Source organism: Comamonas fluminis (assembly GCF_019186805.1).
In the GTDB taxonomy this organism is placed as follows: domain Bacteria; phylum Pseudomonadota; class Gammaproteobacteria; order Burkholderiales; family Burkholderiaceae_C; genus Comamonas; species Comamonas fluminis.
In genome coordinates this window covers 1,157,549-1,178,985 of sequence record NZ_CP066783.1, presented here as the reverse complement: position 1 = coordinate 1,178,985, position 21,437 = coordinate 1,157,549, and the positions used below count along the sequence as shown (strand labels likewise).

At 58.5% G+C, this 21,437-nt stretch carries 21 protein-coding genes; 13 read left to right on the top strand and 8 right to left on the bottom strand.

Annotated elements, in window-relative coordinates; all coding sequences use genetic code 11:
- Positions 1–70: 70 nt before the first annotated feature.
- The 4 genes from JDW18_RS05730 (at position 71) to JDW18_RS05715 (ending at position 3,434) form a co-directional block, all read left to right on the top strand.
- Positions 71–439 (top strand): Mth938-like domain-containing protein, encoded by a 369-nt coding sequence (locus tag JDW18_RS05730; protein ID WP_218242741.1) that lies wholly within the window; start codon positions 71–73, stop codon positions 437–439.
- Positions 440–578: 139 nt separating this feature from the next.
- On the top strand, positions 579–1,067 hold the full coding sequence (locus tag JDW18_RS05725; RefSeq protein ID WP_218242740.1) for a peroxiredoxin: 489 nt from the start codon (positions 579–581) through the stop codon (positions 1,065–1,067).
- Positions 1,068–1,286: 219 nt separating this feature from the next.
- Positions 1,287–3,023: a PhoH family protein gene (locus JDW18_RS05720; RefSeq protein WP_218242739.1), complete on the top strand. Its 1,737-nt coding sequence runs from the start codon at positions 1,287–1,289 to the stop codon at positions 3,021–3,023.
- A 3-nt stretch (positions 3,024–3,026) separates the two neighbouring features.
- A complete protein-coding gene (locus JDW18_RS05715; protein WP_218242738.1) occupies positions 3,027–3,434 on the top strand; it encodes a hypothetical protein in 408 nt (135 codons plus the stop codon).
- Positions 3,435–3,602: 168 nt separating this feature from the next.
- Here the strand turns inward: JDW18_RS05715 and dnaB are convergent, their stop codons facing one another.
- The 5 genes from dnaB to rpsF all read right to left on the bottom strand — a co-directional run bounded on the left by dnaB (position 3,603) and on the right by rpsF (position 6,733).
- On the bottom strand, positions 3,603–5,054 hold the full coding sequence (dnaB, locus tag JDW18_RS05710) for a replicative DNA helicase (protein WP_218242737.1): 1,452 nt from the start codon (positions 5,052–5,054) through the stop codon (positions 3,603–3,605).
- Between the two features lie 238 nt (positions 5,055–5,292).
- On the bottom strand, positions 5,293–5,745 hold the full coding sequence (rplI, locus tag JDW18_RS05705; RefSeq protein ID WP_218242736.1) for a 50S ribosomal protein L9: 453 nt from the start codon (positions 5,743–5,745) through the stop codon (positions 5,293–5,295).
- 11 nt (positions 5,746–5,756) lie between these two features.
- Positions 5,757–6,038, bottom strand: a complete 282-nt coding sequence (gene rpsR, locus JDW18_RS05700) for a 30S ribosomal protein S18 (protein ID WP_158386426.1) — start codon at positions 6,036–6,038, stop codon at positions 5,757–5,759.
- Between the two features lie 18 nt (positions 6,039–6,056).
- Positions 6,057–6,347: a primosomal replication protein N gene (gene priB, locus JDW18_RS05695; protein WP_218242735.1), complete on the bottom strand. Its 291-nt coding sequence runs from the start codon at positions 6,345–6,347 to the stop codon at positions 6,057–6,059.
- Positions 6,348–6,370: 23 nt separating this feature from the next.
- Positions 6,371–6,733 carry a 30S ribosomal protein S6 gene (gene rpsF / locus JDW18_RS05690; protein ID WP_218242734.1) on the bottom strand — a complete coding sequence of 121 codons (363 nt, stop codon included), beginning with the start codon at positions 6,731–6,733 and terminating at the stop codon, positions 6,371–6,373.
- Between the two features lie 263 nt (positions 6,734–6,996).
- On the opposite strand from rpsF, the gene grpE reads away from it, so the two are divergent.
- The 3 genes from grpE to dnaJ all read left to right on the top strand — a co-directional run bounded on the left by grpE (position 6,997) and on the right by dnaJ (position 10,835).
- Positions 6,997–7,542 carry a nucleotide exchange factor GrpE gene (gene grpE / locus JDW18_RS05685; RefSeq protein WP_218242733.1) on the top strand — a complete coding sequence of 182 codons (546 nt, stop codon included), beginning with the start codon at positions 6,997–6,999 and terminating at the stop codon, positions 7,540–7,542.
- A gap of 116 nt (positions 7,543–7,658) precedes the next feature.
- The gene (gene dnaK, locus JDW18_RS05680; protein WP_218242732.1) at positions 7,659–9,602 is read left to right on the top strand and encodes a molecular chaperone DnaK; all 1,944 of its coding nucleotides are present in this window, start codon (positions 7,659–7,661) and stop codon (positions 9,600–9,602) included.
- 102 nt (positions 9,603–9,704) lie between these two features.
- Positions 9,705–10,835 (top strand): molecular chaperone DnaJ, encoded by a 1,131-nt coding sequence (gene dnaJ, locus JDW18_RS05675; protein WP_218242731.1) that lies wholly within the window; start codon positions 9,705–9,707, stop codon positions 10,833–10,835.
- 53 nt (positions 10,836–10,888) lie between these two features.
- Here dnaJ and JDW18_RS05670 read toward each other — a convergent pair whose 3' ends face one another.
- The 3 genes from JDW18_RS05670 to JDW18_RS05660 all read right to left on the bottom strand — a co-directional run bounded on the left by JDW18_RS05670 (position 10,889) and on the right by JDW18_RS05660 (position 13,426).
- A complete protein-coding gene (locus JDW18_RS05670; protein ID WP_246610286.1) occupies positions 10,889–11,470 on the bottom strand; it encodes a YiiX/YebB-like N1pC/P60 family cysteine hydrolase in 582 nt (193 codons plus the stop codon).
- Positions 11,471–11,477: 7 nt separating this feature from the next.
- A complete protein-coding gene (locus JDW18_RS05665; protein WP_218242729.1) occupies positions 11,478–11,882 on the bottom strand; it encodes a DUF4878 domain-containing protein in 405 nt (134 codons plus the stop codon).
- 209 nt (positions 11,883–12,091) lie between these two features.
- Positions 12,092–13,426, bottom strand: coding sequence for an SEL1-like repeat protein (locus JDW18_RS05660; protein WP_218242728.1), 1,335 nt, complete (start codon positions 13,424–13,426; stop codon positions 12,092–12,094).
- Between the two features lie 340 nt (positions 13,427–13,766).
- On the opposite strand from JDW18_RS05660, the gene JDW18_RS05655 reads away from it, so the two are divergent.
- The 6 genes from JDW18_RS05655 to asd all read left to right on the top strand — a co-directional run bounded on the left by JDW18_RS05655 (position 13,767) and on the right by asd (position 21,220).
- On the top strand, positions 13,767–14,747 hold the full coding sequence (locus JDW18_RS05655) for a LysR family transcriptional regulator (RefSeq protein ID WP_218242727.1): 981 nt from the start codon (positions 13,767–13,769) through the stop codon (positions 14,745–14,747).
- A gap of 65 nt (positions 14,748–14,812) precedes the next feature.
- A complete protein-coding gene (leuC, locus tag JDW18_RS05650; RefSeq protein ID WP_218242726.1) occupies positions 14,813–16,234 on the top strand; it encodes a 3-isopropylmalate dehydratase large subunit in 1,422 nt (473 codons plus the stop codon).
- Positions 16,235–16,265: 31 nt separating this feature from the next.
- Positions 16,266–16,922 carry a 3-isopropylmalate dehydratase small subunit gene (gene leuD, locus JDW18_RS05645; protein WP_218242725.1) on the top strand — a complete coding sequence of 219 codons (657 nt, stop codon included), beginning with the start codon at positions 16,266–16,268 and terminating at the stop codon, positions 16,920–16,922.
- 251 nt (positions 16,923–17,173) lie between these two features.
- Positions 17,174–18,247 carry a 3-isopropylmalate dehydrogenase gene (leuB, locus tag JDW18_RS05640; protein ID WP_218242724.1) on the top strand — a complete coding sequence of 358 codons (1,074 nt, stop codon included), beginning with the start codon at positions 17,174–17,176 and terminating at the stop codon, positions 18,245–18,247.
- 125 nt (positions 18,248–18,372) lie between these two features.
- Complete coding sequence (locus tag JDW18_RS05635) at positions 18,373–19,764, top strand: glycosyltransferase family protein (protein ID WP_218242723.1); 1,392 nt, start codon at positions 18,373–18,375, stop codon at positions 19,762–19,764.
- Between the two features lie 343 nt (positions 19,765–20,107).
- The gene (gene asd, locus JDW18_RS05630) at positions 20,108–21,220 is read left to right on the top strand and encodes an aspartate-semialdehyde dehydrogenase (protein WP_218242722.1); all 1,113 of its coding nucleotides are present in this window, start codon (positions 20,108–20,110) and stop codon (positions 21,218–21,220) included.
- Positions 21,221–21,437: the final 217 nt, after the last annotated feature.

Below are 21,437 nucleotides of genomic sequence, written 5' to 3'. Positions count from 1 at the left end.
CCCACCCTCTGTGCATGGAGACAGCAGCCATCGCTTTCGCTCAGCGCGCCATTTGCGCACACTCTTGACCATGAAATTTCAGGCAGACAAATCCGATGCGCAGACCATCACCGGCTATGGCCCGGGCTGGATTGCAGTTGATAGACAAAACCATGAAACCAGCCTGCTGGTGGGTTCACGCGGCCTGCTGCAGGCCTGGGGGCCTGAGCGTTTCGAGGATCTGAGCGCCGCAGACTTTGAAGTCCTGGCCAATCTGGAAGCGGAAGTCATCATTTTTGGCAGCGGTAGCAAAAACCGCTTCCCGCCCCCAGCATGGCTCAAGCCCTTGATGGAAAAGCGCGTAGGCCTGGAAACCATGGACACCGCCTCGGCCTGCCGCACCTACAACGTACTAGCAGGAGAAGGCCGCAACGTCATCGCAGCCCTTTTGCAGGCATAGGCTTACAAGGGGGGATTGAGAAAAATACGTATTTCGGGGTAAAATCGCAGGTTGCGGTTGGGGGCGATCGATAGATAAAAACAAAAATACCACCGACGCCCTCGGCATTTCAACGACTACACCCGAGAGATACAAACGCATGGCGATCGTTGTCAACAAACCCCTTCCCGAATTTGAAGCCAACGCGACCGGCGGCATCAAGGTGTCCAACACCTCGCACAACGGCCAGATTCTGATTCTGTATTTCTACCCCAAGGACAATACGCCCGGTTGTACCACGGAAGCAATGCAATTCCGCGATAAGTACAAGGATTTTGTCAAGGCTGGCGCTACCGTTTTCGGTGTGTCCCGCGACAACATGAACTCGCACAACGACTTCAAGGAAAAGCTGGAACTGCCGTTCGAGCTGATTGCCGATACTGAAGAAAAAATGTGCCACATGTTCGGCGTGGTCAAGAACAAGATCATGTACGGCAAGAAGGTCAAGGGCATTGAACGTTCCACCTTCCTGATCGGTGCCGATGGCATTCTGGCTCAGGAATGGCGTGGCCTGAAGGTGCCCGGTCACGTGGACGAAGTGCTCAAGGCCGTAAAGTCACTGAAGACCCAGGACAAGAAGGTCGCCTGATCCGGCCACTGTAAAGACTTTGAGCTGCCATACACGCAAAGTATTTCAAAGTCTTTAACCAAGCTGAAACCGCAAATTCCGATTTCGCACACCGGTAGCTATGCATAATGAGGCATGCCTCAGTGCTATGCAGTTTTTTCAGCTCACCCACACAAAGCCGCCTCGGTTTCCAGGCGGCTTTGTGCTTTTTGAATCTTGTTGAGGAACGGTTCGTCCACTATGCCCCTGCCACCCGCACCCGGCCACCGCGCCGCAAAGCTTTCCGCAGAAGCCTTTTTGTCCAGCCGCAAGCCTGCTGCCAAGCAGAGCGCGGTCGCTGACGACGATCTGGAGCCCAGCAACATCCCCGTGCCGCAAGTGACGGCAGAAGCAGTCGCCAAGCCCAAGCGCACAACCAAGGCATCCACCAAGCCTGCAAGCAAAGCCGCTGGCCAGACCGTGCCCAAGCAGCCCACCGAAGCAAGCAGCAAGACCACCAAGGCCAGCACCAAGCCTGCAGCAGCGTCTGCTGGCAGCGAAAAGCCTGCGCGCCGCACCCGCAGCGCACGCAATGCGCGTAGCGGCCCCACCACATTGTTTGTGCTGGATACCAACGTGCTGCTGCACGACCCATCCAGCCTGTTCCGCTTTGAAGAGCACGACATCTTCCTGCCCATGGTCGTGCTGGAGGAGCTGGACAACCACAAAAAGGGCATGACCGAAGTGGCGCGCAATGGCCGCCAGGTCAGCCGCACACTGGATTCGCTGGTTGCATCCCAGCCCGCTGATGGCCTTGAAAAAGGTCTGCCGCTGAACGCCACTGGCCAAAAGAGCGCAACCGGCACGCTGTACTTCCAGACCAACCCTCTGGATGCCGCCCTGCCCGACAGCCTGCCCCAGGGCAAGGCTGACAACCAGATTCTTGGCGTAGTTGCCGCATTGCGCGAGCAGCACAAGGACCGCGAAGTTGTTCTGGTATCCAAGGACATCAATATGCGCGTCAAGGCACGCGCACTGGGTCTGGCCGCCGAGGATTATCAGAATGACAAGGTGCTGGAAGACGGCGACCTGCTGTATTCCGGCGCAATGGCCCTGCCCGCCGACTTCTGGACCAAGGCTGGCAAGAATGTAGAGAGCTGGCAGGAAGGCGCCATTACCTACTATCGCGTCAGCGGCGCCATCGTGGATTCGCTGATGATCAATCAGTTCGTCTATTACGAAGCACCGGGCGAGCCCAGCCTCTATATGCGCGTGACCGAAATCCGCGACAAGACGGCCGTGCTCAAGACGCTGCGTGACTTTGGCAACCCCAAAAACGCTGTCTGGGGCGTCTCCACACGCAACCGCGAGCAGAACTTCGCCATGAATCTGCTGGTCAACCCCGAAGTGGACTTCGTGACACTGACAGGCACAGCCGGTACCGGCAAGACTCTGCTGGCTCTGGCCGCCGGTCTGGCACAGGTGCTGGACGAGCGCCGCTATACCGAAATCATCATGACCCGTGCCACGGTGAGCGTGGGCGAAGATATCGGCTTCCTGCCCGGCACGGAAGAAGAAAAGATGGGCCCCTGGATGGGCGCACTGGACGACAACCTGGAGTTTCTGGCCAAGGGCGACGGCGGCAACGCTGGCGAATGGGGGCGCGCAGCCACCAATGAGCTGATTCGCAGCCGTATCAAGATCAAGAGCATGAACTTCATGCGCGGTCGCACCTTCCTGAACAAGTACGTCATCATCGACGAAGCCCAGAACCTGACTCCCAAGCAGATGAAGACCTTGATCACACGTGCCGGCCCCGGCACCAAGATCATCTGCATGGGCAATCTGGCCCAGATCGATACGCCTTACCTGACCGAAGGCAGTTCCGGCCTGACTTATGTGGTGGACCGCTTCAAGGGCTGGCCTCATAGCGGCCACATCACACTGGCGCGCGGCGAGCGCTCGCGCCTGGCTGACTTCGCCAGCGAGGTGCTCTAAGCCATGGCGATCAGCTGGATCAGTGCACTCAAGATGGTTCCCTGGAGCGAAGTCATCAAGGCTACGCCCCAGGTGGTGAAAGCCGCGCAGAGCATGCTCAAGAAAAAGGACGCCCAGGAAGAGGCGCGCGAGCATGAAGCCGATGCGCGGCAGGAAGACCAGCGCCTGTCACCACCAGCATCGGCTGGCGAGCAGGCTCTGCAGCTGATTCAGCAGCAGGAAGCACGCATTGCCCAGCTGGAACAGTCTCAGCGCCAGTCACTGGAGATCATCGAAAAGCTGGCCCAGCAAAACACCCAGATCGTTGCCACCGTGGGTGCCCTGCGCATCGGCGCGCAGCGCTTGGCCTGGGCCTGCGGCATTCTTGGCATCTGCCTGACGGGGTTGCTGATCTACGTTCTCAGGCACTGATCCCTCCCACCCAACAAAAAGCCCGCACAGCCAAAGGCCTGCGGGCTTTTTTTATTTTTGCGGCAGTCAGCCGCAATAAATTTATGAGCTGTCAGCGCATTTTATTCATAGATTTCAGATTATTTTCTATCTGAAACCCATTTGGATACAACGCTAGCAGCTATGGTTTTAATACTCATCCGTGCTGTAGCCCGGAGCCAGATTTTCAAAACGCGTCTGATTCTTCTGGAAGAAAAGCTTTACCGTACCCGTTGGGCCATTACGCTGCTTGCCAATGATGACCTCTGCAATATTGGGCTCCTTGCTATCTTTATTGTAGTAATCATCACGGTAAATGAACATGATAATGTCCGCGTCCTGCTCGATAGCGCCGGATTCACGCAGGTCAGACATCATGGGCCGCTTGTCGGTGCGCTGCTCCACCGATCGGTTGAGCTGAGACAGTGCAATCACCGGGCATTGCAACTCCTTGGCCAGCATCTTCAAGCCCCGGGAGATTTCGCCCAGTTCGGTCGCACGGTTGTCGCCACCTGCACCGCCGGAGCCGCTCATCAGCTGCAAGTAGTCCACCACGATCAAGCCCAGCTTGCCGCACTGGCGCGCCAGACGGCGGGCATTGGCGCGCAGCTCAATAGGCGTCAGCCCCGGCGTTTCATCGATATGCAGCGACACCGTGCGCAGGCGCTCGATCGCCTCGGTCAGACGCGGCCATTCATCATCACTGAGCTTGCCGGTACGCAGATTGCCCTGATTGACGCGACCAATGGAGCCAACGATACGAACCGCCAGCTGGGCCGCACCCATTTCCATGGAGAAGATGGCAACCGGCAGGCCTTCGTTAAGCGCCACATGCTCGGCAATATTCACAGCAAACGAGGTCTTGCCCATGGAAGGACGCGCCGCGAGAACCACCATATCACCCGCCTGCAAGCCTGACGTCATGCGGTCCAGATCGACAAAACCCGTGGGCACGCCGGTCACGTCCATGGGGTTGTCAGCCATCTCCTGAACCTGATCCAGCAGATCGACCACCAGCGTATCCAGCGACTGAAAGCCCTGTTTCATGCGCGAGCCTTCTTCACCAATGGCGAAGATCTTCTGCTCGGCCTGCTCCAGAATGTCCTTGACCGACTTGCCCTGAGGATTGAACGCGTTGGTTGCAATCTCGTCGCTGGTCGTTACCAGGCGACGCAGAATCGAGCGCTCACGCACGATTTCCGCATAGCGGCGAATATTGGTAGCGCTGGGCACATATTGCGCCAGCTGGTTCAGATACAGCAGGCCGCCAATTTCTTCGGCCTTACCCATGCCCTGCAAGCGCTCGTAAACGGTAATCACGTCTGCAGGCTTGCTCTCATTGATCATCTTGCCGATGGCTTCGAAGATCAGCTGATGCTCGCTGCGGTAGAAGTCCGCAGGCTTGAGCATATCCCCCACGCGGTCCCAGGCGTTGTTGTCCAGCAGCAGGCCGCCCAGCACCGAAGACTCCGACTCCATGGAATGCGGCGGCACACGCAGTTGCGCCACTTGCGGATCTGCAGCGGAGCCAGCGACACCAGGCCCTGGCAGCGGCGCAAACGCATCATCTTCCATATCAAGCGGGGGCATAACAGACGACATGAGACTCCTTCACGACTTGCGCAAATCAGGTTCAGGCAAAAGCTCCGCCTCAAGGAAAGCACTTCCGGCACATCCTTGTCTGCGTAAGTTCTATTCCTTGGGGCAAGCCCTCCATCGTAGCGGGAGGCGGCAACACCGTCACCGAAGGTGACTATAAAAACACTGGAACACTGAGCAGCGTCCAAAAACAAAAAACCGCCCGAAGGCGGTTTCTTGCCGATTCAGAAACGAGTCTGAATTAGGAGTGGTCGCCGAACACGGAGACGGAGACTTCTGCGGACACATCAGTGTGCAGAGCCACCACCACAGTGGCGTCGCCAACCATCTTGATAGGACCGTTAGGCATGCGAACCTGTGCCTTGTGCACAGCGTAGCCAGCCTTGGTCAGTTCTTCAGCGATGTCAGCATTGGTGATAGAACCAAACAGACGACCGTCAACGCCGGCCTTCTGAGTGATCTTCACGGCAGCGCCGTTCAGCTTTTCGCTCAGAGCTTGAGCAGCAGCCAGCTTTTCAGCAGCAGCCTTTTCCAGCTCAGCGCGCTTGGCTTCGAATTCGGCCTTGGCAGCTTCAGTCGCACGACGGGCAGCGCCCGAAGGGATCAGGAAGTTGCGAGCGTAGCCGTCCTTGACCTTGACGATATCGCCCAGGTTACCCAGGTTCACAACCTTGTCGAGCAGAATAACTTGCATGGTTGGACTCCTTAGATCTTGTGCTGGTCAGAGTAAGGAACCAGAGCCAGGAAGCGAGCGCGCTTGATGGCTGTGTTCAGCTGACGCTGGTAGATGGCGCGCGTGCCGGTCAGGCGTGCGGGCACAATCTTGCCGTTTTCGGCGATGAAGTCACGCAGTGTGTCGACATCCTTGTAGTCGATCTCTTCCACACCGGCAACGGTGAAGCGGCAGAAGCGCTTGCGCTTGAACAGCAGCGACTGGGTGTTGCGCTTAGGACGCTTGTCCTTGTTGAATTTCTTGAACGTGGCCATTTCTGGACCTCTTGAAAATTAGTTTTGTTGGATGTCCTGAATGTGCAGAACCAGCATCTTGCTGTTGCGCGGGGTAGCCAGAAAACCTTGAAAGGTCCATTCGCTACCCGGAGCCTGGCGGGCCAGCTTTTCAGCCAGCGGGCCAAAGGCCACAGCCTTTACCGATGCGGTGACGTTGCGTGCATTGCCCATTTCCTGCTGCTGGGAACTGTGTTCAATTCGCAGCTCAAGGGCGGGCAGTCCAGCGGGTGTGTAGCGCAGAGCAGCTTGCTCGCCCAGGGCACCCGTCAGCACAACGCGGTTTTGCACTCCTTCAGAGTCTGGATGCAAGCTTAAGCGTGCTCGGCCTGGTTGGCCTTGCGAGCTTCTTCGCGCTCAACGGTCTTCATCATGGCGGAAGCGGCTGTATCAGCCTTCTTCTTCTGCACAGTCAGGTGACGCAGCACAGCATCGTTGAACTTGAAGGCGTGTTCCAGTTCAGCCATCACAGCCTGGTCGGCTTCGATGTTCAGGCACAGGTAGTGAGCCTTGGCGAGCTTGTTGATCATGTAGGCCAGCTGACGGCGGCCCCAGTCCTCTTCACGGTGCACCTTACCGCCACCAGCGGTAATCATGCCCTTGTAGCGCTCCAGCATTGCAGGAACTTGCTCGCTTTGATCCGGATGGATCAACAAAACGATTTCGTAATGACGCATATCGACTCCTTTTGGGAAAACGCCGCCCACGCGTCGACAGTGGTGCGGCAAGGCAAAACGTTAGATTCTATCTGAGCCTCAGACTATCTGTACACTTAGCACCGTAAAAACCCGGGATATATCTCAGGGCAATACGGTTTCAAGCCCTTGAAACCCCTGCACTGCGGCCTGCTAGCCCTGCCAAATGGCAAGACTTGAAATAAGCCTGCCAGTGCATATCTAGTCACTAGATTGATCCAAGTTTTGAGAAACCTTCACCACCTATGACCGAGAACAACAACCCCAATCCATTCAATGACGCCAGCCCAGAGGAAGTGGAAGCCGCAATGGCCGCCAACGCGTCGGACGAACTGGAGCGTCTGAAGGCTGAGCTGGAAGAACTCAAGGCCAAGAGCAGCGATCTGGCCGACCAGTATCTGCGCGCCAAGGCCGAAGCCGAGAACGTGCGCCGCCGCTCTGAAGAAGACGTGGCCAAGGCCCGCAAGTTCGGCATCGAAAGCTTTGCGGAAAGCCTGCTGCCCGTGATCGACAGCCTGGATGCCGCCCTGTCCATCCAGAACGCCACACCTGAGCAACTGCGCGAAGGCTCTGACGCCACACTGCGCCAGCTCAATTCCGCTCTGGAGCGCAACAAGGTTCTGGCCATCAACCCCGCGGCTGGCGAGAAGTTCGACCCTCACCACCATCAGGCCATCAGCATGGTGCCTGCCGAGCAGCCTGCCAACACCGTGGTGTCCGTGCTGCAAAAGGGCTACATGATTGCAGACCGCATCCTGCGCCCCGCACTGGTTACCGTGGCTCAGGGCTAAGCCTCGCAGATTTCACAAGTCAGGGCGCAAATATTGTGCACAAGAGCTCTTGAAGACATTCGCAAGCGCCCCTAACTGACTTTCAAGCAAACATTCAACAGATTACGGAGAGAATTATGGGAAAAATCATCGGTATTGACCTGGGTACGACCAATAGCTGCGTTGCCATCCTGGACGGCAACAACACCCGCGTGATCGAGAACAGCGAAGGTGCGCGCACCACTCCCTCCATCGTCGCCTATCAGGACGACGGCGAAATTCTGGTGGGCGCCTCGGCCAAGCGTCAGGCTGTCACCAACCCCAAGAACACCATCTACGCTGCCAAGCGTCTGATCGGCCGCAAGTTCGACGAAGCTGAAGTGCAAAAGGACATCGGCCTGATGCCCTTCCAGATCATCAAGGCTGACAACGGCGACGCCTGGGTGCAAGTGCGCGACGAAAAGCTGGCTCCTCCCCAGATCAGCGCTGAAGTGCTGCGCAAGATGAAGAAGACCGCCGAGGACTTCCTGGGCGAAGCCGTGACCGAAGCTGTCATCACCGTGCCTGCGTACTTCAACGACGCACAGCGCCAGGCCACCAAGGACGCTGGCCGTATCGCTGGTCTGGAAGTCAAGCGCATCATCAACGAGCCTACCGCTGCTGCGCTGGCCTTTGGCCTGGACAAGTCCGGCAAGGGCGACCGCAAGGTGGCCGTGTATGACCTGGGTGGCGGTACGTTTGACGTGTCCATCATCGAAATCGCTGACGTGGATGGCGAAAAGCAGTTCGAAGTGCTGTCGACCAACGGCGACACCTTCCTGGGAGGCGAAGACTTCGACCAGCGCATCATTGGCTACATCATCGACGAGTTCAAGAAGGAACAAGGCGTTGACCTGTCCAAGGACGTGCTGGCCCTGCAGCGCCTGAAGGAAGCTGCTGAAAAGGCCAAGATCGAGCTGTCGAACTCCGCACAGACCGATATCAACCTGCCCTACATCACCGCCGATGCCACAGGCCCCAAGCACCTGAACATCAAGCTGACCCGTGCCAAGCTGGAAAGCCTGGTGGACGACCTGATCGAGCGCACGATTGCGCCTTGCCGTACTGCCATCAAGGACGCCGGCATCTCCGTGTCCGACATCGATGACATCATCCTGGTCGGCGGTATGAGCCGCATGCCCAAGGTGCAGGAAAAGGTCAAGGAATTCTTCGGCAAGGACCCCCGCAAGGACGTGAACCCTGACGAAGCCGTGGCCGTGGGCGCTGCCGTGCAAGGCCAGGTGCTGGGTGGCGAGCGTTCCGACGTGCTGCTGCTGGACGTGACTCCTCTGTCTCTGGGCATTGAAACCCTGGGCGGCGTCATGACCAAGATGATCAGCAAGAACACGACCATTCCTACGAAGTTCGCACAGACCTTCTCAACCGCTGAAGACAACCAGCCCGCCGTGACCATCAAGGTGTTCCAGGGCGAGCGTGAAATCGCCAGCGCCAACAAGCTGCTGGGCGAGTTCAACCTGGAAGGCATTCCACCCGCAGGCCGTGGCGTGCCCCAGATCGAAGTGACCTTCGATATCGATGCCAACGGTATCTTGAACGTCTCTGCCAAGGACAAGGCTTCCGGCAAGGAAAACAAGATCACCATCAAGGCAAACTCTGGCCTGTCGGAAGACGAAATCCAGAAGATGGTCAAGGACGCCGAGCTGAACGCTGCCGACGACAAGAAGAAGCTGGAACTGGTGACTGCCAAGAACCAGGGCGAAGCCGCTGTTCACAGCGTCAAGAAGAGCCTGTCCGAGCACGGCGACAAGCTCGATGCTGCTGAAAAGACAGCCATCGAAGCTGCCGTGAAGGAACTGGAAGAAGCTCTGAAGGCTGAAGACAAGGACGCCATTGACGCCAAGACTACGGCTCTGATGACGGTCTCCCAGAAGCTGGGCGAGAAGATGTATGCCGACGCACAAGCCGCTGGCGGTGCTGAAGCCGCTGCTGCAGCAGGCGCTGCCGGAGCTGCTGGTGCATCTGCCGCTGCTTCTGACGACAACGTCGTGGATGCTGAAGTCAAGGAAGTCAAGAAGGACTAAGCGCGGGCAGGTCCTGGCCTCAAACCACTGACCGCTTGCCGCCGCACCACGCTCTGCCAAGGGCTGGCGCGGCGTTGCTGTTCCATCCGACCGGAAATCAACATGTCCAAACGTGACTATTACGAAGTTCTGGGCGTTGCCAAAAGCGCCTCGGACGATGAAATCAAAAAGGCCTATCGCAAGCTGGCGATGAAGTTCCACCCTGACCGCAATCAGGGGGACGCCGCCAAGGAAGCCGAAGAAAAATTCAAGGAGGTCAAAGAGGCCTACGAGATGCTTTCGGATGGCCAAAAGCGTGCGGCTTATGACCAGTACGGCCACGCAGGCGTGGACCCCAACCGCGGCATGGGCGGCGGCGAAGGCTTTGGCGGTTTTGCCGAAGCCTTTGGCGATATCTTTGGCGATATGTTCAACCAAGGCCGAGGCGGTCGTGGTGGCGGCCGCCAGGTTTATCGCGGCAACGACCTCAGCTATTCCATGGAAATCACCCTGGAAGAAGCGGCCAAGGGCAAGGATGCGCAGATTCGCATCCCCAGCTGGGACAACTGCGACACCTGCAGCGGCAGCGGCGCCAAGCCTGGCACCAGCACCAAGACCTGCTCGACCTGTAACGGCATGGGCACGGTACAGATGCGCCAGGGCTTCTTCAGCGTGCAGCAAACCTGCCCACATTGCCGCGGCACAGGCAAGATCATCCCCGAGCCCTGCACATCCTGCGGCGGCCAGGGCAAGGTCAAGCGCCAGAAGACGCTGGAAGTCAAGATTCCCGCAGGTATCGACGACGGCATGCGCATTCGCTCGGCCGGCAACGGCGAGCCCGGCACCAACGGCGGCCCGGCAGGTGATCTCTATATCGAGATTCGCGTCAAAGACCACGACATCTTCGAGCGCGACGGTGACGACCTGCACTGCAACGTGCCCGTGAGCTTCATCACCGCGGCTCTGGGCGGCGAAATTGAAGTGCCCACACTGGCTGGCAAGGCTGCGATCGACATTCCCGAAGGCACCCAGGCTGGCAAGCAGTTCCGCCTGCGCGGCAAGGGCATCAAGGGCGTGCGCTCCAGCTACCCCGGCGACCTGTATTGCCACATCGTGGTGGAAACGCCTGTGAAGCTGACTGAGTACCAACGCAAGCTGCTCAAAGACCTGGATGAATCCCTCAAAAAGGGTGGCTCCAAGCACTCCCCCAGCGGCGAAAGCTGGACGGATCGCCTAAAGAGCTTCTTCAGCTAAATACTCAAAAAGAAACGCAGCCTCGGCTGCGTTTCTTCTTTCTGAAAGCACCATCAGTTCAGGCGCTGCATTTGCGCGGAAGTCTGCAGGGCACTGGGCAAAAGATAGTGCCCCTTGAGCACCGGCAGCGTAACTTCCGTCGTGTTCACCGGCCAGTCCAGACCGGCCTGCTTCCAAGCTTGCCAGACCAAGGTCGTGCAGTAAATGCCTTTGCCTGCCGCGACGATTTCAAACCCTCGCCCTTGCTGCGCCAGCGCCCACTGCACCGCACTGCGCCGCTGATTACTGCTCACATTTTTAGGGCTGTAGACCGCAAATGCCTGCGAGCGCCGGGGCGCCAGGAAGAACTCCAGCGAATCCAGCACCACACCATCGGCCTGACCCGCTTTCTCAGAAGGCGTGGCGTGCACCACCTGCCAGTTGCCGCTTTGCCCCACCAGCATGCCAACATGGCTGTAGAGCCCGCCATCCATTCCCAACACCATATGGCTGACAGTTTCGGTGCCCCGGCGAAATATCAGATCACCTGCCTGCGCTGAAAGCGGCAAAACCGGCTGAGCCAGTACCCCGGAAACAGTCAGCAGGCAAAGAACACCGGTGAAGCGGCTATCTGGCCTGCGAATACGCCATTTCACGCCCAGGTCAGAGTTTGATTTTCCAGCCGCCCTTTTCCTTGATGGCCCTGACGCGGGAAACATCGCTTTTATCGTTCTTGAAAGTCACCTTCACCTGCATGCTCACGGAATTTCCATCCTCGCTGAGATCCTGCTTGAGCACTTCCACCTTGGATAAACCACCATTCGCGTTGATCTTCGCCTGCCCGGTTGCCACGACCATCTGAATCTTGGCCTTTGCCATCATCATTTCATTGGCAGCAACCGATTCCAGAGCCATGCAGTCCACGGCTTTATCAACATTGCCATCCGCCACCGCGTCGTAGAACTTCTTCACAACGCTCTCCGGATTACCGCCCGAGCAAGCGGCCAGACTCAATGCCGCGCCGGAAGCCAAAGCCCATTGCAGGTATTTTCTGCGTGAATATTGCATGACATCTCCTTTATGTGTTTTCACTTTTCAGCGCCGGGAATATGCCCCCAGCCATGCTGTCCCGCTTCACAGCATAACCAGCATTGATTCTGTTTCCTGCAAGAACGACGCACGCATCAGCGCAGGAGAGATATTCCGCATTCACCATGAAAAAAGGCTTGCAATATTTGCAAGCCTTTCGATATATCTGCCAATAACGCAGCCCCGGATTATTCCTTGACCGCTTTCCAGCGCTGCACCTCACGCTGAACGCGCACACGGTCTGCCGCACTGACTTCCTGCTCTGCCGTTTGCACACGGCCTTGCAGCGATGGGTCTTGCTGCTGGGCAATCAGCAGCCAGTAGTAGGCCTTGCTCATGTCTTTTTCAACGCCCTGGCCACCGGCATACATGGCGGCCAGATTGGACTGAGCTAGGGTGTAGCCCTGACGCGAGGCTCTCTCAAACCAGTGCGCCGCTGTCTTTGCATCCTGATTCACGCCCTGGCCATTGGCATACAGAAAACCCAGCGAAGACTGCGCTGCCGCATTACCCTGGTTTGCCGATTTATCCAGCCATTGCGCGGCACGCGGCAAATCCTGCGGCACCAGAGCGCCCACCGCGTAAATCATGCCGGTGTTGTACTGCGCATCGGCATGGCCTTTTTCAGCGGCCTGCTCAAACCAGTGGAGCGCAGCGCGGCCATCTTCCTTGGCGCCACGGCCGGTGCTCAGCATCACACCCAGGCTGTACTGGCCCGCAGCGTCACCGTTCTGGGCGGATTGCTCAAACCATTTCATGGCCTGCGCTTCATCTTTCGCGACGCCGCGCCCTTCGGCATACATCAGGCCCAGATTGTTCTGGGCAATGCCATCGCCTTGCTCTGCAGCCTTGCGATACCAGCGAATGGCCTGCAATTCGTCCTGCCCCACGCCCCGGCCATTTGCATAGAGCACGCCCAGATCGGACTGCGCTGGCGCATAGCCCTGGTCTGCAGATTTGCGATACCACTGCACAGCCAGGCTCAGGTCCTGATTCACGCCTTTACCAAAGCGGTAGCGGGAGCCCAGCAGATACTGCGCCTTGGCATCGCCAGTCTGCGCGGCTGCGCGAATGGCTTCCAGCTCCTTGGCGTCCTCGGCATGATCGGCCTTGACGCTGCTGGGCGACCAATGCTCCAGACCCATTGGCGCGGCCACAGCAGCACCCGCTGCGGCTGCCGCAGCAGCCCGGCCGCCATGCGAGGACTTTCTGCCTCCGCCCTTATGACCGGCTTTGCCGGCAGCGTGGCCACTGGCCTTGCCGCTGGCTTTTTCGCTGGATTTGGCTGTCTTGCCAGATTTCCCCGCCGCCGCTGCGCTTTTGCCGCCAGCAGATTTGCTGCCGGACTTGGCTGCCGCACTGGTCTTTCCCTTCGCTGCGACGGATGGGCTGACGCCAGCCCCAAGGCTTAGCGCAGCGGCCAGCACACAGAGCTGCCCCCAGCGCCAGCCGGCACTTAGCAGGGGGCGATCTTGTGAAGCCGCGCATTCACTATCGGATGTTTCGGTGTTGGTGGCTTTCATAACTCACATTTTTGCAGCAAATGCCCCAGCGAAAGCAACGCTTTACTGTCAGTTGACACTTGTAAGCACTGCCTCAACGGGCCTGGAGCGGTGATTATTCATAAAAGTGACCAGCTGCCCTTTGCTATCAAGCGCTGTCAGCTATCAATTTTGCAGAACATTGGGCCTATTCCACAGACATCAAGGGCCTGGCAATCCAGCCATCTGAATCCAAGAATTGAGACATCTCCAATCATTAACCATCGCAAAACGAGACATCTCCAGCAAAGATGGATAAACGCTTATTAATCGGTAAAAATAGTCAAAACTTCTCGAAACGAGAAGACTAGAGCAGGCCCCCATGAAGAATTCAGAGCGCAGTTTTGCGCGCCGCATCGACCTTACCTCTCTCCAGCTGTTTGTCGCCGTGTGCGAACTGGGCAGCATTGGCCGCGCCGCAGAGCGCGAGTTCATTGCAGCCTCGGCCGTCAGCAAGCGCTTGTCCGATCTGGAAGCCACGGTGGACACCGCTTTGCTCTACCGCCACAGCCGTGGCGTCACGCTGACGCCCGCTGGCGAGAGCCTGCTGCACCACGCCCGCAATGTGCTGTATGGGCTGGAGCGCATGCAGGGCGAGCTGAGCGAATACGCCGATGGCGTGCGCGGCCATGTGCGCATGCACGCCAATATGTCGGCCATCGTGCAGTTTCTGCCCGAAGACCTGGGCGCCTTTGCCCGCGAGCACAGCCAGATCAAGATTGACCTGCAGGAGCACCTGAGCCCCGATGTGCTGAGCGCCGTGGCCGAGGGCACCGCCGATATCGGCATCTGCACGCTGGGCAATATCAGAAGCAGCGAAAGCAACCAGGCCACCGTGCAACTGACCCAGGGCAATGTGCCGCTGCAATACCGCAAGTACCGCGAAGACCGTCTGGTGGCTGTAGTGCCAGAGCGCCATGCTCTGGCCGCGCATGAAAGCGTGGCTTTTGCCGAAGTGCTGGAGTGGGACATCGTCAGCCTGCACGCAGGCTCGTCCATCAGCCTGGCCATGCGCGCTGCGGCGGCACAGGCCGGGCATGCGCTGCACCAGCGCATTCAGGTCACCAGCCTGGACGCCGTATGCCGCATGATCGACAACGGTCTGGGCGTTGGCCTGATTCCTGACCGCGCATTTGAGCTGATGCATGGCGTGGGCCATCTGCGTGCCGTGCAACTGACTGATGACTGGGCCAAGCGCGAGCTCTGCGTAGTGGCCCGAGATTTCGACGCCCTGCCCGTCACCACACGGCTGCTGGTCGATCACCTATGCCCTGCCAGCGCCAGCGCTAAAGCCAGCGCATAGGTCAACGCCTCAGCGATCCGTCACACAGAATTCATTACCCAACAAACCAACCTCACGAGACCACCATGGGACGCACCCTCTACGACAAGATTTTTGACGAGCACGTCGTTCATACCGAAGAAGACGGCACCTCCATCCTCTATATCGACCGCCATCTGGTGCACGAAGTGACCAGCCCCCAGGCCTTTGAAGGCCTGCGCGAAGCCGGTCGCAAGCTGTGGCGTGTCAGCTCCGTGGTGGCCACGGCCGACCACAACACCCCCACCGACGGCTGGGAACGCGGCTACGAAGGCATTGCCGACCCCATCAGCAAAGAGCAGATCGTCACGCTCAACAGCAACATCGCTGAATTTGGCTCGGCCGCCTTCTTCCCCTTCATGGACAAGGGCCAGGGCATCGTCCACGTGATGGGCCCCGAGCAAGGCGCCACCCTGCCCGGCATGACCGTGGTCTGCGGTGACAGCCACACCTCCACCCACGGCGCTTTCGGCGCGCTGGCCCACGGCATTGGCACCTCTGAGGTCGAGCACGTGATGGCCACGCAGACCCTGCTGGCCAAGAAGGCCAAGAACATGCTGGTGCAGGTCAACGGCAAGGTAGCTCCCGGCATCACCGCCAAAGACATCGTGCTGGCCATCATCGGTAAGATCGGCACCGCCGGCGGCACGGGCTACACCATCGAATTCGCTGGCGAAGCCATCCGCGACCTGAGCATTGAAGGCCGCATGACCGTCTGCAACATGGCCATCGAAGGCGGCGCACGCGCCGGTCTGGTGGCCGTGGATGACAAGACCATTGCCTATGTGAAGGGCCGCCCCCTTGCCCCCACCGGCGCCGAGTGGGATGCCGCTGTCAGCTACTGGAAGACGCTGCACTCCGACGCCGATGCCAAATTTGACCGCGTGGTCGAGCTGAACGGCCCCGACATCGTGCCGCAAGTGACCTGGGGCACCTCACCCGAAATGGTGCTGGGCATTGATGCCTCCGTGCCCGATCCTGACAAGGAAAAGGACAGCAATAAGCGCGGCGCCATCGAACGTGCGCTGACCTATATGGCACTGGAGCCCGGCAAGCCCCTGAACGACATCTTCGTGGACAAGGTGTTCATTGGTTCGTGCACCAACAGCCGCATCGAAGACATGCGCGAAGCCGCTGCCGTGGTGAAGAACCTGGGCCAGAAGGTTGCCAAGAACATCAAGCTGGCCATGGTCGTGCCAGGCTCCGGTCTGGTGAAGGCGCAGGCTGAAGCCGAAGGTCTGGACAAAATTTTTGTGGCCGCAGGCTTTGAGTGGCGCGAGCCCGGCTGCTCCATGTGTCTGGCCATGAACGCCGACCGCCTGGAGCCCGGCGAGCGCTGCGCATCGACCAGCAACCGCAACTTTGAAGGCCGTCAGGGCGCCGGTGGCCGCACCCACCTCGTCAGCCCCGCGATGGCGGCTGCCGCAGCGATCCACGGCCATTTCGTGGATATCCGTAAATTTGCGTAAGCCATAAAGACACAGATTCTGGAATCACACCATGCAGAAATTCACCGTGCACAAGGGCCTCGTGGCCCCCATGGACCGCGAAAACGTCGATACCGACGCCATCATTCCCAAGCAGTTCCTCAAATCCATCAAAAAGACTGGCTTTGGCCCCAACCTGTTTGACGAATGGCGCTATCTGGACCAGCCCGGCCAGCCCGGCGTGCCTGAAGCAGACCGCAAACCCAACCCCGACTTTGTGCTGAACCAGCCCCGCTACAAGGGTGCCAGCATCCTGATCGCGCGCCAGAACTTCGGCTGCGGCTCCAGCCGCGAGCACGCGCCCTGGGCGCTGGACCAGTACGGCTTCCGTGCCATTCTGGCCCCCAGCTTTGCCGACATCTTCTTCAACAACAGCTTCAAGAACGGCCTGCTGCCCATCGTGCTGCCCGAAGCCGTGATCGACCAGCTGTTCAACGAAGTCGCCGCTTTCCCCGGCTACGAGCTGACGATTGATCTGGAGCGCCAGGTCATCGTGCGCCCGCAAGGCGAGGAAATTCCTTTCGACGTCATCGCCTTTCGCAAGTACTGCTTGCTCAACGGCTTTGACGACATCGGCCTGACCATGCGCCACTCTGACAAGATCAAGGCGTTTGAGGCTGAGCGACTGGCGCAGAAGCCCTGGCTGGCGCATAGCCTCATTCAGAAGTAACCCCCTGAGCCGCTACGCCTAGGCGGCCCCGCGGCTTCCCCCTTTCTCGATGCGTTGCATCGGAAGGGGGACGGCATCTTCGCTGCGAGGCGGCTCTTGCTTGATGCCCCTCGCTTGGATATGCCTTATTTAAGATTAGCTACCAATAAATGAGCTGTTCGCGCTATTCATTCATAGATTTGAGCATCAATTTAATCTGAAATCTATGAATAACATGCGCTAGCAGCTATCAAATTAATCAAAGGAACATCATGAAGATTGCAGTTTTGCCCGGTGATGGCATTGGCCCCGAAATCATTGCAGAAGCCGTCAAGGTGCTGGAAGCCCTGAATCTGGGTCTGGAGATGGAAACCGCTCCCGTGGGCGGCGCAGGCTACGAAGCTGCTGGTCACCCTCTGCCTCCTGCTACGCTGAAGCTGGCTCAGGAAGCTGACGCCATTTTGTTCGGCGCCGTGGGCGACTGGAAGTACGACACGCTGGACCGCCCTCTGCGCCCCGAGCAAGCCATTCTGGGCCTGCGCAAGGCACTGGGCCTGTTCGCCAACTTCCGCCCCGCCATCTGCTACAAGGAACTGACCCACGCCTCCAGCCTCAAGCCTGAGCTGGTTGCGGGCCTCGATATCCTCATCATCCGCGAACTGACAGGCGACATTTACTTTGGCGCACCTCGCGGCCGCCGCACGGCTCCAGACGGTCATTTCCCCGGCGCCGAAGAAGCTTTCGACACCATGCGCTACTCGCGCCCCGAGATCGAGCGCATTGCCCACGTTGCTTTCCAGGCCGCCCAGAAGCGCGACAAGCGCGTGACCAGCGTGGACAAGTCCAATGTGCTGGAAACCTTCCAGCTGTGGAAGGACGTAGTCACCGAAGTGGCCAAGCAGTACCCCGACGTGGCGCTGGACCATATGTACGTGGACAACGCTGCCATGCAACTGGTCAAGGAACCCAAGCGCTTTGACGTGGTGGTGACCGGCAATATGTTTGGCGACATCCTGAGCGACGAAGCCTCGATGCTGACCGGCTCCATCGGTATGCTGCCCAGCGCCAGCCTGAACGACAAGAAGCAAGGCCTGTACGAACCCAGCCACGGCTCTGCCCCTGACATCGCTGGCAAGGGCATTGCCAACCCACTGGCCACCATTCTCTCTGCCGCCATGATGCTGCGCTTCAGCCTGGGCCAGGAGGCTGCCGCCCAGAAGATCGAAGCCGCCGTGCAAAAGGTGCTGGCCGATGGCCTGCGTACCGCCGACATCTACAGCGAAGGCACGACCAAGGTCTCCACATCCCAGATGGGCGACGCTGTGGTCAAGGCTCTGCTGGCCTGAGGCCTGGTATGGCGAGAGGGTGCTGCTACCATGTAGCTGATCTAGCCCTCCGGGAATACCAATAACGACACAAGCCGGATCGATGCATATCGACCCGGCTTTTTTATTCTGAGTGCCTCACCACCATGCCGATTGTTCTGAGCCTGCTTCCTACCAAGCCCGTGCCGGGTCTTGTCGAAAACCATGCCAGCTACGCGCAGCAGCATGGCTATCAGCACGTGGTGGTTGACGGCACCCATATCTACGGCGAGCGCCAGCAGGTACTGCACCACTATCACTGCATGTACCAGCAACTGCTGAATCTGGCAGAGGGTGACTTGCTGCTGGTTCTTGACGTGTTTTCGCTGATCTATACCCCGCATGCCCTGGATGCGGTGGCCACTGGTTACGACAGCATTGTTTCGCTGACCAACCCCAGCCCGGATTCGCAACTGGCCAACAGCTGCGGCATGATCTTCCGCAGCACCGCAGAGATTCGAGAGCGTTTTTATGCTCTGCTTCATGACTTGGGCAGATGGGCCATGTATCTGCCAGAGCATGCCCCCAAGATCGAGGCTCAGATATTGGGAGAGTTCTTCCCACCTATCAGCTTTATGCGTCACCTGACAAGCGGCTACTTCCCCTGCCTGCAATCTTTTTGGCACTCAGGTGATACAGCAACAGGACTGTCCTACGTCATAGACTTTTTTGCGCAGGCTCAGCCTCTTGTAGTCAGCAATGCGCCAGAGTGGCGTCAGCTCAATGGAATCTGGGCTCCGAATCCCGACTATGACTTTCGCTATGTGCAGGCATTGTTGCAGGACGCACAGAACTCAGCTGCCCAGAAACAGAGTCTGCTGCAAAGCTTTGTGCAGCAAACCGAGTTACCGCTAGAGCCAGAGCTGCACATCAATCCCGATGCGGAGATTGCCTTTGTCTCGCTCTACACCCGCAATATCACCGGCTACGGCTTGCTGCATGAGCGCAGCATGCTTCGATATTGCGAGCGCCATGGCTATGGCTATCACCTCTACCGCGAAGCACCCTCGTTTCTTCCGGACTCGGTTACCGCCAACTGGGCCAAGGCGCACCTGATTCGTCAGCACCTGGCGCAACACCAGTTTGTGCTGTGGATTGATGCCGACATTCTGGCCATTGCACAAGCCTCCGGCATGGAAGATTTACTGGCAAAACGAGATTTCATCGTTGGCATGGATCACACGGCCTGGGCCATCAATTCCTGTGTCTTCGGCGCACGCAACACCGCTCCCATGCAGGCCTTCATACAGCAACTGTGCCAGCGCATAGAGTCTGTAGAGGACAAATCCAGCGTTTACGTCGGCGGCGGAGACCAGCAAATCATCAACGAAGAGATGATCCAGGCAAGCCTGCTGAATGCAGAGAATGTGGTTGATGCCATCAGCCTGGGCACCTCTCCCATTTATGCCACTGCGCAACACCGGTTTGTGCACTTTCCTGCGCAGCTCAATCACTTCCGGGCAGCCAGCATGCAAGCCTGGGAACAGCTGAGCACCTGAGACACAGGCCGAGCAGACGCAAATCGCGTCAATTTTCAAAAATCAAAACATCAAAACGTCAAAAATTTCTTTTATTTTTTGACGTTTTGACTATTTAAACAGCCGTTTTAAATGCACAGATCTTTGGTGCATTGGCTAAAATCTTCCTCGTCATGTTTGTCGCACGCACCTTCATCCTCGAAACCGCCACCGCCGCAATGCCTGCGGATGTGCAAGCGCGCGCAATCACCATTAAGACGATTACCGGCTGACCCAGCCCGGTTCGTCGTGCGCCCTTTCCGGCCAGACGAGCCGGACGAAGCAGTCGAAAACAACGGTTTTCAAAACTGAAAGGGCATTTCAAATGAGCAAGCAACTGGTTGGTTTGGTGGGCTGGCGCGGCATGGTCGGTTCCGTGTTGATGGACCGCATGCAGGCTGAGGGCGACTTCGCCCTGATCGAGCCGGTGTTCTTCTCCACCTCCAACGCTGGCGGCAAAGCCCCCGCGATGGCCACGGTGCACACCCAGCTGAAGGACGCCAACGACATCGCCGAGCTGTCCAAGTGCGACATCATCATCACCTGCCAGGGTGGCGACTACACCAAGGAAGTGTTCCCCAAGATCCGCGCTGCTGGCTGGAACGGCCACTGGATTGATGCAGCGTCCTCGCTGCGCATGGAAGATAACGCTGTCATCGTGCTGGACCCGGTCAATGACGACCTGATCCAGAAGAAGCTGGCCGCAGGCGGCAAGAACTGGATTGGTGGCAACTGCACCAACTCCATCCTGCTGATGGGCCTGGGCGGCCTGTTCAAGGCCGGTCTGGTGGAGTGGGTGTCTTCCATGACCTACCAAGCTGCATCGGGTGGCGGCGCCAACCACATGCGCGAACTGCTCAAGGGCATGGGCGTGGTGCACGCTGCCGTGGCCGATGAACTGGCCACGCCTGCCTCTGCCATTCTGGATATCGACCGCAAGGTGGCCGAAACCATTCGCACCGATGTGCCCACAGAATTTTTCGGTGCGCCTCTGGCTGGCGGCCTGATCCCCTGGATCGATGTGCAGCTGCCCAACGGCCAGTCCAAGGAAGAGTGGAAGGGCCAGGCTGAAGTCAACAAGATTCTCGGTACCGAAGCCACCATCCCCGTGGACGGCCTGTGCGTGCGCATTGGCGCCATGCGCTGCCACAGCCTGGCGCTGACGCTGAAGCTCAAGAAGGATCTGCCTCTGGAAGAGATCGAGGCGCTGATTAAGGGCGGCAACCCCTGGGTCAAGTTCGTGGCCAACGACCGCGCCGAGACCGTCAAGGAACTGACTCCCGCGGCCACCACTGGCGGCCTGGAAGTGGCTGTGGGCCGCGTGCGCAAGCTGAACATGGGCCCCGAGTACCTGTCGGCCTTCGTCATCGGCGACCAGCTGCTGTGGGGCGCTGCCGAGCCACTGCGCCGCATGCTGCGCATTCTGCTGGCTAAATAAGTTCGCAAAACCCGCGTCGCTGGCTTGAGCCAGCGCAAAAAGCGCCATACCACGCAAGCCGTGGATGGCGCTTTTTTCATGTCCAAGGTCAGGCTTGGGCGACAATCGCCCCCTTGTTTCAACGAGTAAACCGGTCACACCGGGCTATATTCATTGGTGTCTCGTTGCCAAACGACAACATTCCTTTACCTTGACAAAGACGCAATTGCTCACAATG